This window comes from uncultured Fluviicola sp. (assembly GCF_902168135.1).
GTDB lineage: Bacteria > Bacteroidota > Bacteroidia > Flavobacteriales_D > Crocinitomicaceae > Fluviicola.
This window is the reverse complement of record NZ_CABHOL010000038.1, coordinates 15,925-31,571: the sequence shown is the minus strand read 5'-3', so window position 1 is coordinate 31,571 and position 15,647 is coordinate 15,925. Positions and strand designations below refer to the sequence as shown.

The 15,647-nt window shown below is 42.8% G+C and carries 15 protein-coding genes; 4 read left to right on the top strand and 11 right to left on the bottom strand.

Annotation, left to right across the window (positions count from 1 at the left end; translation table 11 throughout):
• Positions 1-443: hypothetical protein (locus QZT69_RS13735; RefSeq protein ID WP_294675567.1), on the top strand; the 443-nt coding region annotated here is incomplete at its 5' end.
• 99 nt (positions 444-542) lie between these two features.
• Here QZT69_RS13735 and QZT69_RS13730 read toward each other — a convergent pair.
• From QZT69_RS13730 to QZT69_RS13680, 11 genes are all read right to left on the bottom strand, one after another.
• Positions 543-1,553 carry an NAD(P)/FAD-dependent oxidoreductase gene (locus QZT69_RS13730; RefSeq protein ID WP_294675559.1) on the bottom strand — a complete coding sequence of 337 codons (1,011 nt, stop codon included), beginning with the start codon at positions 1,551-1,553 and terminating at the stop codon, positions 543-545.
• Positions 1,554-1,678: 125 nt separating this feature from the next.
• On the bottom strand, positions 1,679-2,920 hold the full coding sequence (locus QZT69_RS13725) for a GTP-binding protein (protein WP_294675553.1): 1,242 nt from the start codon (positions 2,918-2,920) through the stop codon (positions 1,679-1,681).
• A gap of 79 nt (positions 2,921-2,999) precedes the next feature.
• Entirely contained in the window at positions 3,000-3,896 is an 897-nt protein-coding gene (gene cysD / locus QZT69_RS13720) for a sulfate adenylyltransferase subunit CysD (RefSeq protein ID WP_294675548.1), read from the bottom strand.
• Between the two features lie 69 nt (positions 3,897-3,965).
• Positions 3,966-4,652: a phosphoadenylyl-sulfate reductase gene (locus tag QZT69_RS13715; RefSeq protein WP_294675543.1), complete on the bottom strand. Its 687-nt coding sequence runs from the start codon at positions 4,650-4,652 to the stop codon at positions 3,966-3,968.
• A gap of 6 nt (positions 4,653-4,658) precedes the next feature.
• A complete protein-coding gene (locus QZT69_RS13710) occupies positions 4,659-6,140 on the bottom strand; it encodes a TSUP family transporter (protein WP_294675539.1) in 1,482 nt (493 codons plus the stop codon).
• On the bottom strand, positions 6,137-6,904 hold the full coding sequence (gene cobA / locus QZT69_RS13705; RefSeq protein WP_294675523.1) for a uroporphyrinogen-III C-methyltransferase: 768 nt from the start codon (positions 6,902-6,904) through the stop codon (positions 6,137-6,139). Before cobA ends, QZT69_RS13710 begins: the two co-directional genes overlap by 4 nt.
• A 41-nt stretch (positions 6,905-6,945) precedes the next feature.
• Positions 6,946-9,045: a nitrite/sulfite reductase gene (locus tag QZT69_RS13700; protein WP_294675517.1), complete on the bottom strand. Its 2,100-nt coding sequence runs from the start codon at positions 9,043-9,045 to the stop codon at positions 6,946-6,948.
• A gap of 2 nt (positions 9,046-9,047) precedes the next feature.
• A complete protein-coding gene (locus tag QZT69_RS13695; RefSeq protein ID WP_294675500.1) occupies positions 9,048-9,926 on the bottom strand; it encodes an aldo/keto reductase in 879 nt (292 codons plus the stop codon).
• Between the two features lie 348 nt (positions 9,927-10,274).
• Positions 10,275-10,730 carry an Rrf2 family transcriptional regulator gene (locus QZT69_RS13690; RefSeq protein ID WP_294675494.1) on the bottom strand — a complete coding sequence of 152 codons (456 nt, stop codon included), beginning with the start codon at positions 10,728-10,730 and terminating at the stop codon, positions 10,275-10,277.
• Positions 10,731-10,745: 15 nt separating this feature from the next.
• Complete coding sequence (locus QZT69_RS13685; RefSeq protein WP_294675488.1) at positions 10,746-11,405, bottom strand: DUF2490 domain-containing protein; 660 nt, start codon at positions 11,403-11,405, stop codon at positions 10,746-10,748.
• Between the two features lie 54 nt (positions 11,406-11,459).
• Positions 11,460-12,281 (bottom strand): M15 family metallopeptidase, encoded by an 822-nt coding sequence (locus QZT69_RS13680; RefSeq protein ID WP_294675480.1) that lies wholly within the window; start codon positions 12,279-12,281, stop codon positions 11,460-11,462.
• A 38-nt stretch (positions 12,282-12,319) separates the two neighbouring features.
• Here QZT69_RS13680 and QZT69_RS13675 point away from each other — a divergent pair, with 38 nt between their 5' ends.
• The 3 genes from QZT69_RS13675 (at position 12,320) to QZT69_RS13665 (ending at position 15,645) form a co-directional block, all read left to right on the top strand.
• Positions 12,320-13,519 (top strand): pyridoxal phosphate-dependent aminotransferase, encoded by a 1,200-nt coding sequence (locus QZT69_RS13675; RefSeq protein WP_294675474.1) that lies wholly within the window; start codon positions 12,320-12,322, stop codon positions 13,517-13,519.
• On the top strand, positions 13,520-14,800 hold the full coding sequence (locus QZT69_RS13670) for a hemolysin family protein (protein WP_294675470.1): 1,281 nt from the start codon (positions 13,520-13,522) through the stop codon (positions 14,798-14,800).
• 296 nt (positions 14,801-15,096) lie between these two features.
• The gene (locus tag QZT69_RS13665) at positions 15,097-15,645 is read left to right on the top strand and encodes a hypothetical protein (protein WP_294675462.1); all 549 of its coding nucleotides are present in this window, start codon (positions 15,097-15,099) and stop codon (positions 15,643-15,645) included.
• Positions 15,646-15,647: the final 2 nt, after the last annotated feature.

Genomic DNA, 15,647 nt, shown 5'->3' with positions numbered 1-15,647 from the left:
CTTTATTACTATTAGTAGGTTTCGGGATTGCCGCATTGGCAAATCAGGCTTCTGCGCAAAGCAAATTACAGGACTGGGCTGAATTGAAAGAGTTCCACAAAGTAATGGCTCAAACATTCCACCCAAGTGAAGAAGGAAACCTGGAGCCGATTAAAACGCGTATCGGTGAAATGGTACAAAAAGCAAAAACGCTTCAGGCATCTGCATTTCCGGCTGATTTCAATAATGAAAAAGTAAAGAAAGCTGTTGATCAATTGGTTACTGACAGCCAAAAATTAGAGGCTGATATCAAAAACGGTGCTGGTGATAAAAAGATCACGAAATCACTTTCCGGTCTGCACGATGTGTTTCACCAAATCGTAGGACTTTGTTCTGCAACGGAAGATCATGACCATGAGCACAAAGAAGGTGATGGTCACAGTCATGAAGGACACTCACACTAAGAACGAATTCTATCATTTCAAGTCCTGATCTGCTCTGGCGGATCAGGACTTTTTGATTTATATCAATAAGATAGTTATAGAAATCCGCGGGCTGCCAAACTAAAACCCGTTTACCCCATTTACCGTCGTATACTTCAAAATATTCTTCTTATCCGGATGAATACGTGCAAAAGCCGACTGTACAGCTAAAGTTCCTTCATGGAAACCACACAGAATAAGCTTCAATTTATTTTCATAGGTATTCACATCCCCGATCGCATAAATCCCCGGAATATTCGTAGAATAATCCAGCGTGTCCACCTTAATAGCATTCTTCTCGATTTCCAGTCCCCAATCCGCTATTGGCCCCAGGGAAGGTTTCAAGCCGAATAAGGGAATAAAATGGTCTGCTTTTGTTACGATCTCTCCATTTTTTGAATGACTGATGATGACTTCTTCCAAAGAACTTCCACCTTTTAAGTCCGTTACTTCTGCCTCGGTAATGAGGGAGATTTTCCCGGAACCTGCCATATCAATCACTTTTTGCACGGAATCCAGATGTCCGCGGAAAGAAGCACTCCTGTGCACCAGTGTCACTTCCGAAGCAATGTTATTCTCAGCCAGGTAAATCGACCAATCCAATGCCGAATCGCCGCCTCCGGCAATGACACACTTTTTGTTACGGAAAACTTCCGGATCTTTAATGATGTAATCCACTCCTTTTTCTTCAAAAAGTCCAATACTGTCAATAGGCGGTTTTCGTGGTTCAAAAACTCCCAGTCCACCGGCAATCATGACAACCGGAGCTTTGTGCTGTGTTCCTTTTACGGTACTTACTATGAATGAACCGTCTTCCTGCTTATCAATGGTTGAAGCGGCTTCTCCTAAGGTAAATCCGGGTTTGAACGGAGCAATTTGCTCCATCAGGTTGGTGATTAGATCACCTGCCAACACGGACGGAAATCCCGGAATATCATAGATCGGCTTTTTAGGATAGATCTCCGAACATTGTCCGCCGGGCTGTGGAAGCGAGTCAATCAAATGACAACGCAATTTTAGTAATCCGGCTTCAAATACTGTAAATAGACCAACCGGTCCTGCACCAATGATAATGATATCTGTTTCGATCATGATTTGTTTGTTTAATAATTTGGGTTCAAATGTTCAAATGTTTCTGCCGCGGCAGATTCAAATGTTCAAACAAAACATTTTTGATTTTGGAACTTTTTTGAACACTTTGAACGCTTTAACCTTCTCTAGATGACTCCCGCGGCCACTGTTTGATTGGTATTCTCGTTAATTAAGATGAAAGCTCCTGTTTTCGCAAGTTTTTTAAACGGATCATAACTTACCGCTTCCGCTGTTTTGACAGAAACTTTGGCCAATTCATTCAAGCGGAGTGTACCATCGCTTTCCAAATCTCCGAAGCTGTGAATATCAATCTTTGAATGGATTTCACGAATTGCAGCCTTCGTACGAAAACTGTTTTGCTGCAGAATAAATTTCTGTCCGGAATTAAACGGTGTGTTATCCATCCAGCAAATGGTTGCTTCCAGTGATTTTTCAGTAAGCGGTAAAGCGTTCGTCGGAACAATCGTATTCCCGCGGCTGATGTCCAGGTCATCTTCCAAATGAATGATTACCGGCTGATTTTTACCTGCACTTACAACTTCCTCCAGGTTGCTTTCAATCCCGGAGATCTTACTGGATAAACCGGATGGAAGAACGGTGACCTCATCTCCAACATGGAATTTTCCGTTCAGGATACTTCCGGCATATCCCCGGTAATCGTGCAATTCTTCTGTTTGCGGGCGGATTACATACTGAACCTGGAAACGCGCTTCATCCGAACTTTCAGCAACTTCTATTTCGATGTTTTCCAGGTATTGAAGCAATGAAGGTCCCGGATACCAATCCATAAGGGTACTTTTGTGCACTACATTTTCTCCTGCCAATGCTGAAGTTGGAATGTAATCGACCTTGTTCAATCCTATTTTCCCTGAAAAATCGGCATATTCGGAAACTATCTCGTCAAAACGCTGCTCGCTGTAATCTGCCAGGTCCATTTTGTTGATACACACTAAGACCTGCGGAATTCCAAGCACGGCCGAAATAATGCTGTGGCGCTTTGTCTGTTCGGTAATCCCGTTCCTGGCGTCTACCAAAATGATTGCAAGCTGTGCCGTTGAAGCTCCGGTGAACATGTTGCGTGTGTACTGAGCATGTCCTGGAGTATCTGCAATAATGAACTTGCGTTTACCCGTCGAAAAATACTTGTAAGCTACATCGATCGTGATTCCCTGTTCGCGTTCCGCACGAAGACCGTCGGTCAATAAAGCCAGATCAATTTCGGCATTCTCTCCGGTTGTTTTACTCTGACGTGTTAATGTTTCAATAATATCTGTAGAAATTGATTCGCTGTCATACAACAAGCGCCCGATCAGGGTACTCTTGCCGTCATCTACATTTCCTGCTGTAAAAAATCGTAATAAATCCATTCTTTTGAATTATGAATTATCGATGCTTGAATTATCAAGAGAAAACCCTTGAACCATTGATAATTGCTAATTGATAATTTTAAAAATATCCTCCTTTCTTCCGGTCTTCCATCGCTGCTTCCGAGACCCGGTCGTCCATTCTTGTTGCCCCGCGTTCAGAGATTTTCGCTTCTTTCAGTTCCGCAATGATGTCTTCTACCGTATATGCCTCGCTTTCAACCGCGGCTGTGCATGTCATGTCACCAACAGTTCTATACCGTACTTTTCGGGTAACAATTTCATCGTTTTCGTCCAGGTTCAGGAATTCATTGTCAGCCATTAACTGCCCGTGTTCCGTCAGCACACAGTCGCGCTCGTGTGTAAAGTAGATCTCCGGCAGTGCAATGTTTTCACGTTTGATATAATTCCAAACATCCAGCTCTGTCCAGTTACTGATCGGAAAAACGCGTACATTTTCACCCTTGTCGATCTTTCCGTTGTATATGCTCCACAATTCCGGGCGCTGCAGCTTCGGGTCCCACTGACCGAATTCATCCCGAACAGAGAAAACGCGTTCTTTCGCTCTTGCTTTCTCTTCGTCTCTTCTTGCTCCGCCAATACAGGCATCAAATTCAAACTCTTCGATTACTTCGAGTAAAGTATAAGTTTGCAGGGCATTTCTACTTGGAAATTTCCCTTTTGCATCCTGCAGTTTCTGCTTCACAATCGTATCTCCAACATTCCGAACAATTAACCGCTCACCCAATTCTGCCGCCAATGCATCTCTAAAAGCAAGCGCTTCCGGGAAATTATGCCCGGTATCGACATGGACCAGCGGAAACGGGAATTTTCCGGGTCTAAATGCCTTCAAGGCCAAATGCACCAAACAAATACTGTCTTTTCCGCCTGAGAACAACAAGGCCGGACGGTCAAACTGACCCGCTACCTCTCTCAGGATGTAAATGGCTTCCGCCTCTAATTCGTCTAAATAATCCATCTTTCTAATTATAAATGATCAATTCGTCAATTATCAAAGCTTAAATCATTGATAATTCATAATTGATAATTAACTATGTAGTCCACACTCTTTCTTCGAGTTATCTTCCCACCACCATCTTCCGGCCCGGAAAGATTCTCCTTCGCGAATTGCCCGCGTACAAGGCTGACATCCCAAACTCACAAACCCGCTGTCCTGCAGTACATTGTAAGGAATAGTGTGCTGTTTGATATATGCCTTCACTTCTTCCAGGCTCCAATTTGCCAGCGGATTTACTTTCACAATTCCTCGCTGTTCATCCCATTCCACCAATTCCAGTCCTGCACGGTTTTCCGAATGATCCGCCCGAAGCCCTGTAATCCAAACATCCACATTTTGCAATGCCCGGTTCAAAGGCTCTACTTTTCGGATAAAACAACATTCCTTGCGGTTCTCAAGCGATTCATAGAAACTGATCGGACCTTTTTGGGTGACCAATTTCTCCACTGACTGGTATTCCGGGAAATAGACCTCCGGATTTTTGCCATATCTCTGCCGTGTAGCTTCAATAACGCTGTATGTCTCCGGGAATAACCGGCCTGTATCCAGCGTAAAAACACGTATCGGAAGCTCCTGCGAATAAATGGCATGCGTCAGTACCTGATCTTCCCAGCTAAAACTGGATGACAAAGCGATTCTCACTCCATCCAGGGAAGCCAGCTTAGCCAGATATTCCTCCAAATAAGTATGGGTTATTTCTTTTATTTTCTCAATCATTGTGTCTTAAAATAATACTGTTAAAAAATTGCGTAAACTGACAATTACAACCACGATCCCTACGAATAACATCATTGCTTTGATATTCAATTTGGAAGCCAGGTAAGCTGCAATCGGCGCGGCGCAAACTCCTCCTAAAATCAACCCCAAAATCGGCTGCCACACATCGGTTGTTCCGATCAAAGTGAAAAAAGTGAAGGAACTGGCCAGTGAAACAAAGAATTCGGCAAGGTTCACTGAACCGACAATCATTCGGGGATGTTTCCCCCTGGCAATCAGCGTTGATGAAACCACAGGTCCCCAGCCTCCACCACCTATGGAGTCCAAAAAGCCTCCAAAAAACCCCAGCCATCCCGCTTTTGTTACTTTTTTTCGAGCTTGTTTCCGGCGAATAACTTTGTAAATGATCAACGCGCCTAAAAACAGGGTATAAAAGCTTACAACCGGTTTGATGACGTAATTGAACGCTTCAAATTCGGACAACAAATAAGCTCCGATAATCGCTCCCAAGACTCCCGGAAGTAAAATCGACTTAAAGAGGCGGTTATTTACATTCCCAAAACGCAGATGCATGATCCCGGAAACGCCGCTGGTAAAAATCTCCGAAGCATGAACCGACATGCTTGAAACCGCCGGTGAAATTCCATACGAGAGCAGGAAAGTCGTTGCACTTACGCCGTAGGCCATTCCTAAAGCACCATCTATCATTTGTGCAATAAATCCGGCAAGCATAAAGTAGGCAAAATCAATGGTCAGGGAATCAATCATACCTGTTGCTGAATTCCAAATATGTTCCAAAGGAATTAAAGTAAAAATCAAATGCCCCGTAAGCAGTACTGCCAGGGTCCCGAACAAATAGGCACTCAATTTCAAGGGAGAAAAGAAATACCAGGGCTTTTCTGCTTTAACGACCAGCTGAGCTGTGGCCTTGTTCATTTTTTTTACTTTCCGGGCAAAATCTCCTCTTAAAAAGTTCCGGAATTCATTTAACTGAATTGCTGAATCATTTAATTCATCCGGAAGGTTCTCGTCCAGGATTTCTTTCAGCCGCTTAGCCAAAGTAGGCGACTTCCCATTTGTTGAGATCCCAATCTTCAGATGACCTTTCTTCACGACCGATCCCAGGTAAAAAGTACACAATTCGGGTTTGTCCGCTGCATTGTATAAAATTCCGGCATCGTTTGCCAGGTTCATCATGTATTCCGAAAACTCCGAATCATTCAATGCGGTAATGATCAGTTGTTTTCCAATTATATCTGTTTCTTCGAAATCACGTACTTCCAGGTAAACGGTTTCATGCCGTTCCGCAAAATCTATAAAATCATCTGAATACTCACGCGCCACAACTGTTATGTTGGTTTCAGGCGAATTCAGCAGTAAGGCTCTTAACTTTTCCAGCCCTACTGCTCCTCCGCCAACCAATAATACCTGCAATTCATGCGTTTTCAGGAAAATCGGGAATAATTCGTTGGTAGTTGCTTCCCTCATGAAAAACAGATTGAATCCGTCAACTGCTTATTAAATTCTTTGGCAAAACCAACTACCTCACCAATTACAATAACACCCGGGCCCTGTACCCCCGATTTTTTGTATTGCTGAGAAATCGTCCGGATAGTTCCGGTAATAATTTCCTGTTCGGGTAAAGAGCCGTTGCAAATGACAGCCGCAGGAATATCCGGTTTCAAGTTTTCCACGAAGATTTCTGCAATTTGTTCCATGTGGCTCAATCCCATCAAAATAACGATTGTTGCATTGAACGATATCACTTTCTGCAATTCAGGGTTCAATGATCCATCTGCCAGGGTAGCCGACAAAACTACGAACGAATTACTCAATCCACGGTGAGTTACAGGAATGTTAGCCAGTGCCGGAACAGATATCGAACTGGAAATCCCGGGAATCACCTCCGTTGTGATAGCATGCTGCTGCGCAAATTGGATTTCCTCCATTCCCCTGCCGAAAACAAATGAATCTCCTCCTTTCAAACGCACTACATGACCAAATTCATTTGCCGTGTCGACCAATAACTGATTGATCTGCTCCTGTTCGTATGCCTTGTATCCTTTTCTTTTTCCGACAAAGATTTTTTTTGCTGTTGGTGCATAGGTCAATAATTCTTCATTCACCAAAGCGTCGTAAAGTACCACGTCGGCCTTTTTCAATCGGTTGAGCCCTTTCACAGAGATCAGTTCGATATCTCCCGGGCCTGCCCCGACCAGGGAGATCCGCGGAATTGGTTTGATTTGTTTCATTTTCTTGTCATTAATTCTCTTTGCTGAACTGCACTAATGCGTCAGCTGACGGATTTCTTCTTCAATTTTGTTAATACTTCAGATACCTCATTCAGGTATTCAGCTGCAAACTTCTCAGAGGCCTTCTCTTTATTTATTTTCAGGATCAATTCACTGAAAAGGTTTGTTTCGGAAAATCCGAGTTCTACTCCCAAATGTGTATCGAAATCAGTGAGGATTCCCTGCTGGGTATTGCAACGGATTCCTTTCCCGATCAATCGGGCCTTTGCTGCATGGACTCCGGCTGCGTATGCGTAATAAAGGGCATCTGCAAATCGCGATTCGGTAAAAGCTTCTTTTGAAGCCTCCCATTTCTCTTCGGCATCCGAGAACAATGTTGCTACCAGATCGATGATTACACCGGCGCATTCTCCTACTCCGATTGCTGTTGAAAAACGTTCTGTTTGTCCCCAGTCCAGGTATTCTTCAGGAGCAACGCTTTCCAAATCGGTTAAGGGTTTCAATAAATTATAGAAGTATGCATTTTGCCTGCGATCGAAATAATCGTTGAATGTTTCCTCATTCTCATGGAACTCCAGGAAATCATCCAGTATCAGCTGTACCACTTTCAAAATACGTCTGCTTGGAACCTTGATCACTTTTTCAGCGATCCTTCCTGTTCCAGCATCTGTTTTTCCACCTCCAAGCAAAACCTGTAAGGCCGGTAGGGTTCCCTCCTTTGTTTTGATCGAACTTCCATGAAACCCGATATGCGCCAAACCGTGCTGTCCGCAGGAATTCATACAGCCGCTGATTTTAATCGAAATCCCCGTTTCTTCTATCAATTTCGGATAGTTGACACGGATAAACGATTCGAGTTCCAAAGCCACATTGGTGCTGTTGGAGATTCCCAGGTTGCAGGTATCTGTACCCGGACAAGCTGTAATGTCTGCCAATCCTCCATAGCCCGGTTCAATTAAATTCAATACCGACAGCTGCGAATAAATGGTTTCCAGTTGTTCCGGCCGCACTCCCCGTAATTGTATATTTTGATTGATCGTAAAGCGCAATTCGGGGAGCTTCAGATCGTCTAACAAATAAGCCAATGAACGTGCCTGGTCCGTGTAAAAATCTCCCAGCGGAACTTTTACGTAAACAGCTAAGTATCCGGGTTGTTTCTGAGGGAATACATTCGTTCTTACCCATTGATTGTAAACCTGATCACTCTTAAATAATTCATTGAAATCAATCGGGTCAAATTCCTGGAAATCAAATTGACTTACCTCTATCAAATCGTCCTTCTCCGAATCAAATTGGACAGCAGTTTTTTCAGAATCTACTAAATCCAAAAATACTTCCAATCCGATTTTTGAGATCAGGTACTTCATGCGGGCTTTATTCCGGCTGTTTCGTTCACCGTATCTGTCGAATATGCGGATAGAAGCTTCAATGAACGGGATGATTTCCGTTGCCGGCAGGAACTCATAAGCTGTGTGAGCAAGGAAAGGCTGTGCTCCCAGTCCACCGCCGACGAGTACTTTGAATCCTCTTATCCCCTGTTCAATTCGCGGAATAAATCCAAAATCATGGATAAAAGTAAAAGCATCATCGGTGTCGTCCGAACTGAAAGCAATTTTGATTTTCCGTCCCAATTCCTGCCCGAAAGGCTTCCTGAGAAAATACCTGAAAACCTGATCTGCATAAGGTGTTACATCAAATAACTCATCCGGATTAATACCCGCATTATCACTTGCCGTGACGTTTCTAACGGTATTCCCACAGGCTTCGCGAAGTGTAACATCGTCTTTTTCCAGATCGGCCCACAACTCCGGAGTGCGGTCCAGGGAAACGTGATGGATTTGTATGTCCTGCCGGGTTGTAATGTGCAGTCTTCCGGTGCTGTATTCGTCACTTACCTGAGCTATTCTGCGCAACTGACCGGAAGTCACTTTTCCATAAGGCAATTTAATACGGATCATCTGCACTCCGAGCTGACGCTGTCCGTAAACACCTCTGGCCAGACGCAATGAGCGGAATTTATCGTCGGGGATCTTTCCATCTTTGAACGCTGCTATTTTGTCGCCCAGTTCAAGTATGTCCTTTTCAACACGCAGCTTTTTCGCCGCTACCTGGTTTTCGTATGCTGTTCTGAAACTTTCCATGACTATTTGGTTGCATTGTAGAGGTAATACCATTCTTCGCGCGAAAGCTCAAAGGAATGTGCTGTTGCTGCATTTTGGATCCGGCGTTTTTCCTTGCTCCCGATAATAGGAAGTGCACCCAGTTTATGCAGCCATGCAACGGCAACCTGTTCCACATTCGCTTCGTATTTCTTACCGATCTCAATCAAGGCAAGGCGTAATTTTACCGCCTGTGCATCTTCTCCAAGCAAAATGCGTCCGTCAGCCAAAGGTGAAAATGCCATTGCCCGGCTGTGCTGTTCACGGATAAAGTCGAATCGCCCGTCATGCAATGCTTCCGTCTGCAGTAAATTCAATTCCAAATGATTGGTAATGATTGGCTGTGAAAGCGATGAAGAAAGCAAGCGCTGTTGGAATACATTAAAATTCGACACTCCGATGTAGGAAATCTTTCCGCTCCGCTGGAGTTTTAACAAAGCCGATGCAGTTTCTTCAAAATTCGACAGGAAGTCAAAACCTTCCAGGATTAGAATATCGATCTTTTCTCTTTTCAAGCGTGCTAAAGACTGCTCCACATCTTTTGTAATGTGTTGCGGACTTAAGTCGTAATAAACCCCGCTTCCGTGAGAACCGGAATACTCGCGCAAACCAACCTTTTTCGACAGCACCAGCTCCGACTGATTAATTGCTTTTGATTCAATCAATTTTCCAAATTGTGTTTCCAACTGACTGGCTCCGTGTTCCGGACTCAAATCATAGGTATCGATTCCCAATTCTCTTGTAAACAATACGACATCTTCAAATTTTCGCGTATCCAGCAAATCTTCTTCGGTCCAGCGCCAAAATCCGTAGACAGCTGCTGAAACTCTAGGACCGTATTCGTTGATATATACTTTTTTCATTTTTTTTATATAATCCCGACATTCATCGTCGGGGAATTCTGATTGCACTAAAAAACCCTTCTCTGTCGAATGCGGAGAAGGGTTGTAACTCAATTGTTCGTTTATAGTTATACCTTCCGCTGTCCCAAACGGGACATACAACACAGCTGCATGTACATGTTACGCATGAAGTTTCTCTTGATCATATCGTTTTCTTTATTTTTTCGATTCGCTTCCGCGAATCTGTTATCGAAAGTTTTACTTTCTCTGGTGCAAAGTAAAAGGCTGTTTCCGAAAGGTGCAAGCAAAAGCGGATTTATTTTCTATTATTCCTATCGGATAAGTAGGATATTATTTTCAAAAAAATGTTTATTTACGCTTACTTTCGGCTTTTCGTGCTAATTTTTTTTCGCGCAAAATTAAATCTGCCAAACTTGTTTTGGAAAGAATATGAATGCTTGCTTCACGTACCTCAAGCATGACATCGTGTAATCCACAAAGCTCTTCATGCGGACATTCGATACATTCTTCGTAGAAATTCAGGCTCACACAAGGCAGCAGAGCGATTGGTCCGCCAGTAGCGCGAATAATACTACTCAACACGATTTCATCCGGGTGTTTTACCAGGAAATAACCGCCGTTTGCCCCCATTTTACTGCCAACCATTCCACCATTGCGAAGCTGCAGTAAAATTGCTTCCAGGAATTTTCTTGGAATATGCTCTTGTTCTGCGATTGTTGCAATAGACAAATGCTTTTTATCGCGATAAACTTTCGCCAAACATTTCAACGCCTGAATGGCATACTTAGACCTTTTTGGTATCACAAAACAAATATACTACTAATTTAATAGGAGATTATAGCTTCCGGAAAGCTGGATAACATGAATATTTCGGATCGCACTATTTTCATTATTTTGGTAGATATATCCAATTCCCAACTTCCAATGCCTGAGCAGCGGCTGTTGGATAGAGACACCGCCTCTCCACTCCCATGGTTTCATACTTCCGCAGATATAAAACCATTCGTTAAAACAAAGTAACCGGGTCTTACAATCTGAATGCAACGGATATGAAAACAGCATCTGAAACCGCAGTCGGTCCTGATCCTTGGTCGACCTGTCAAAAAACCGAAATTCATTCCGAAACCGAAGTTGAAATTGAATGGCTTTCTTCAGAAATAATTGTGAAACTTGTAAAAAGGGCCTTATTTCCGTTTCTATCCTTCTTCCTTCATTCCTTTCATGAATAAATCCTGCAATACCACCACCAAAACCCGTCCTTTTTGAATTTGCCTGGTAACTGAAAGTATACCTGAATAAACTTTGACGGTGATGATTTAAAAAATTTTCATAACGTCTGTGACCAAGCTCCAAAACATGAGTTTGCCTTTTGTAATCCACCTTCAACTGCGCTAACAGCCAGGCATTACTGGTATTGGAACTCTGATCGAAACAGAAAAAGGAATGAATGGATAAAAATCCCAGTGCAATCATTTTCATGATGCAAATCTAAAAGAGATTTTAATATTCTATATAATCCATAGAATAAAAAGATTAATTGATCTGATCTGCTAGTTCACTTGTCACAATCTGGTATTTCACTTTAACCACCGGCCGTGGGAAAGCATTGAAATGCCACCACTCTGTTGGGATATTGGAAAATCCCTGGCTTTTTAAGGCCCTTCTCAACAATTTCCGGTTATCAATCTGCCGCTGTGTAATTTCTCCACTTGCAAGGAATTCAGATTCCAGAGAAGGATAAGCAATTTTTCGTATATCGTCGTAGCCTGCTCCCATATCCAAAGGCTTTCTTTTGGAATTACAGATCGTCAAATCTACTGCTGCACCATAATTATGGACACTCCCATTCCTCGGGTTGCTTACAAATTTCCCCCTTTCAAAAGCCGGAATCGTGTCCAGCGCATTCCACATTTCCCATTGAACACTCAAAGGGCGCAACGCATCATAAACCAACAAATGATAACCGGAATCCCTTCCCGTGAGGTATTCCTGTGACTTTGCCAGTCTTCTCGCTATATCGATCTGAACATAAGGTTTTTTCAAGGTATCGTACAAAATGCGGTGCATGAAATTATCTTCGGTTGCGTATTTCAATTCCCACCAAATATTTTTGTTGAAATGATCTACACTTACCAGTGTATCTCCCTTGTGAATCAGAATACTCATTCCCGGTACCGGATCTTCCGATTTTTCCAGAGGCACCAAATCACCTTGCATTTTTACCTCCTCTTCTTTTATTTTAGATCTGGTTTCGACTGATTCCGCACAGCCAACTGCCAGTAATGCGCCAAGAAGTAAAAATCGGATTGCTTTCATGGATGTAAAAATCAGCTTTTTTTGCTGATATCTCAACATTTACTGTACTTTTGTTCTCTTCAAAATAAAGAAAAGAAATGCCAAAAATTGCCCAAAAAGCCATTGACATGCCAGCATCGCCGATTCGTAAATTGGTTCCATATGCTGAAAAAGCTAAAAAAGCCGGTAAAACTGTTTATCATTTAAATATCGGTCAGCCGGATATCGAAACTCCTCAGGTAGCTTTAGATGCTATTCGCAATTTTGACCATAAAGTTATTGAATACAGCCACTCTGCAGGGTTTGAATCTTACAGAACCAAATTGGCTGAAACGTATAGAAAAGGTGGTCTTCCCGTAAATACGGAGGATATCATTATTACAACCGGTGGATCCGAAGCGTTGATTTTCGGTTTCATGACAACTTGTAACCCGGGAGATGAAGTAATCATTCCCGAACCGTTTTATGCAAACTACAATGGTTTTGCCGTTACTGCAGGTTTAACAGTTGTTCCGGTTGCATCTACTATCGAAACAGGGTTTGCCCTGCCTCCGGTTTCTGAGATCGAAGCAAAGATCACTGCAAAAACAAAAGCAATCGTTATCTGTAATCCGGGTAACCCAACCGGTTATTTGTATAGCAAGGAAGAACTGGAACAATTGCGCGACATCGTTAAAAAACACGATCTGTTCTTGTTTGCGGATGAAGTTTACCGCGAATTCTGTTACGATGGTGCTCAGCCTTTCTCCGTTTTAAATTTGGAAGGGATTGAAAACAACGTGATCATGATCGACTCCGTTTCCAAGCGTTATTCCATGTGTGGAGCTCGTATCGGAGCAATGGTTTCCAAGAATAAAGAAGTCATGGATGCTGCGTTGAAATTCGGTCAGGCAAGACTTTCTCCGCCGACAGTTGACCAGATTGCTTCCGAAGCAGCTTTAAATACTCCTCAATCTTACTTCGATGACGTTGTTTCCGAATACGTGCAGCGCAGAAATATTATGGTTGACGGATTGAACAGCATCCCGGGCGTATTTTGCCCGAAACCAAGCGGAGCATTTTACTGCGTGGCTAAATTCCCGGTCGACAATGCAGAAAAATTCTGTCAGTGGCTTCTGGAAGAATTTGAATACGAAGGTCAGACTGTAATGATGGCACCGGCAAACGGATTCTACTCGACGCCGGGAGCAGGATTGCAGGAGGCACGGATTGCTTATGTATTGAATCAGGATTCATTGAAAAAAGCAGTTGTTTGTTTGGAAAAAGCTTTGGAAATTTATCCCGGAACAATCAGGTAAATGGAATTACTCATAATCCTCTTTTTAATAATCCTGAACGGGGTTTTCTCAATGGCTGAGATCGCTACGGTTTCTGCCCGAAAATCCAAACTGGACGTAGCCGCGAAAAGAGGTGACAAAAGTGCTAAACTGGTTCTTGAAACCATGAATTCGCCGAATAAGTTTCTTTCGACGGTACAAATTGGTATTACCCTGATTGGAATTTTAACCGGTATTTTCTCGGGAGAAAAAATGACCTCGGATATTCAGGGGTTTTACATGAAATTTGCAGCCCTCAAACCGTATGGACATTTCCTGGCTGTAACTTCAGTTGTAGTTATCATTACTTTTTTCTCGCTTGTACTGGGTGAATTGGTTCCTAAACGAATCGGTTTAACCAACCCGGAGGCAATTGCCAAAACAATGGCCCGGCCGATGCTGATCATTTCGAAAATAACTGCTCCGTTTGTTTGGTTATTGACGATAACTTCCGATCTCTTGCTTAAAATCCTTCGTGTCAAGCAGTCTTCCGATGGAAAAGTAACGGAAGAAGAAATCAAGGCAATCATCCAGGAAGGTACCGAAGGCGGTGAAGTCCAGGAAATCGAACAGGATATCGTGGAGCGTGTTTTCCACCTTGGAGACCGCAATGTCAGTTCTTTGATGACCCATCGAAACGATGTAATCTTTATCGATATTAACGATACGAAAGATGAAGTACGCGAACAAGTCGAAAAAGAAATGCACTCGGTATACCCGATTTTTGATGATGAACGCGAACATGTACTGGGAGTTGTTTTGCTGAAGGACTTGTTCCGCACAATTAACAACCAGGATTTCAGTCTGAAGAGTTTGATGCTGAAACCGCAATTCTTGCTGGAGAATATTTCGGCGTATGAGGCATTGGTGCATTTCAAAGAAACACGTACTCATTACGGGATCATTACCGACGAATTCGGGCAGGTTCAGGGAATTGTCACACTAAATGACCTTCTTCAGGCGTTGGTGGGTGATTTTCATGAATTTTATTCGGAGGAATTCGAATTTATCCAACGTGAAGACGGATCCTGGTTAATCGACGGTCAGTACCCGATTGCCGAATTTTTCCGCCAATTTGGATTGGAAGACAATTCTTCGGAGTTAAATTTCACGACTATCGGAGGATTGGTATTGAATGAGTTGAGAAGTTTCCCGACTACAGGACAGAAATTCCATTGGCTGAATTTCGAGATCGAAGTAGTTGATATGGATGGGGCACGGATTGATAAACTGATCATTCGGGAGATCGATCCGGAGGATTAATTAATTACGAGGTCCTGATTGAAAGGCATTTCGACTCCGCTCAATGTCCTTTCATCTGTAAAGTATCTAAAGATAAAGATGACTGTGTGGAATCGAAGTCATAATTATCATTCAAGTTGTTACTTTTTGAAAAACGTGCATTTCTTATGCGTGTAAAGGGAAATATACACAAAACAATCCCGAAGAATCGGGACAAGTTGTTGTAGGAATACGACTGGCTCCCGGCGGCAACCGGGAGCTTTTTTATTTTGAACCAATTCGATTCCCGGTTGTATTCCCTTCCAAACAACAACACAATGCATCGAATACTTACAGTCATTTTTGCCGGATTTGCATTCCTTTCAGCCACGCAAACACCTCTAATTGCTTATAAAAGTCATTCCGGAACTGCAGCTGATTTTTCCAATGAAGCTTTTGGAAATTTCGGAATTCCCAGTAGGAAAATGATCCAGATTGTCTACGTGAACGATTCCACTGCTTTAAAGGTTTATACCCGATTCGGCAATGAATTCGAAGCTGACACCATTCATTCACCTATCAGCTATAACCTGAATATTGATTCTATAAAAACAGTAGCGCCTTATCTGCGGAACGTCGAATATGTCAACTTTAAACATTCTCCCAAATCGGCAAAATCAAAAATTCCTGAGAAAGAGGTGAAATTGGAAAACAGCAAAAATATCGAAGCAAATCCCATGGAACAAGCAAATCCGTTGACAGCCCCAACTCCTTCCAAAAAGAAAAAGAAATCTTACTTATTGTTCCTCTTCGGAATCACAGGAGGCGGAATGCTGCTGATGAAATTATTCAGACCTTCAAAAAAAAACAATCCTTCAATCGCTTAAGC

Coding starts and splice junctions, on each gene's coding strand:
- QZT69_RS13700 (WP_294675517.1), bottom strand. CDS start 9,045: ATGGAAAGTTTCAGAACAGCATACGAAAACCAGGTAGCGGCGAAAAAG.
- QZT69_RS13685 (WP_294675488.1), bottom strand. CDS start 11,405: ATGAAAATGATTGCACTGGGATTTTTATCCATTCATTCCTTTTTCTGT.
- QZT69_RS13670 (WP_294675470.1), top strand. CDS start 13,520: ATGGAATTACTCATAATCCTCTTTTTAATAATCCTGAACGGGGTTTTC.
- cobA (WP_294675523.1), bottom strand. CDS start 6,904: ATGAAACAAATCAAACCAATTCCGCGGATCTCCCTGGTCGGGGCAGGC.
- QZT69_RS13715 (WP_294675543.1), bottom strand. CDS start 4,652: ATGATTGAGAAAATAAAAGAAATAACCCATACTTATTTGGAGGAATAT.
- QZT69_RS13680 (WP_294675480.1), bottom strand. CDS start 12,281: ATGTTGAGATATCAGCAAAAAAAGCTGATTTTTACATCCATGAAAGCA.
- QZT69_RS13665 (WP_294675462.1), top strand. CDS start 15,097: ATGCATCGAATACTTACAGTCATTTTTGCCGGATTTGCATTCCTTTCA.
- QZT69_RS13675 (WP_294675474.1), top strand. CDS start 12,320: ATGCCAAAAATTGCCCAAAAAGCCATTGACATGCCAGCATCGCCGATT.
- QZT69_RS13730 (WP_294675559.1), bottom strand. CDS start 1,553: ATGATCGAAACAGATATCATTATCATTGGTGCAGGACCGGTTGGTCTA.
- cysD (WP_294675548.1), bottom strand. CDS start 3,896: ATGGATTATTTAGACGAATTAGAGGCGGAAGCCATTTACATCCTGAGA.
- QZT69_RS13710 (WP_294675539.1), bottom strand. CDS start 6,140: ATGAGGGAAGCAACTACCAACGAATTATTCCCGATTTTCCTGAAAACG.
- QZT69_RS13695 (WP_294675500.1), bottom strand. CDS start 9,926: ATGAAAAAAGTATATATCAACGAATACGGTCCTAGAGTTTCAGCAGCT.
- QZT69_RS13725 (WP_294675553.1), bottom strand. CDS start 2,920: ATGGATTTATTACGATTTTTTACAGCAGGAAATGTAGATGACGGCAAG.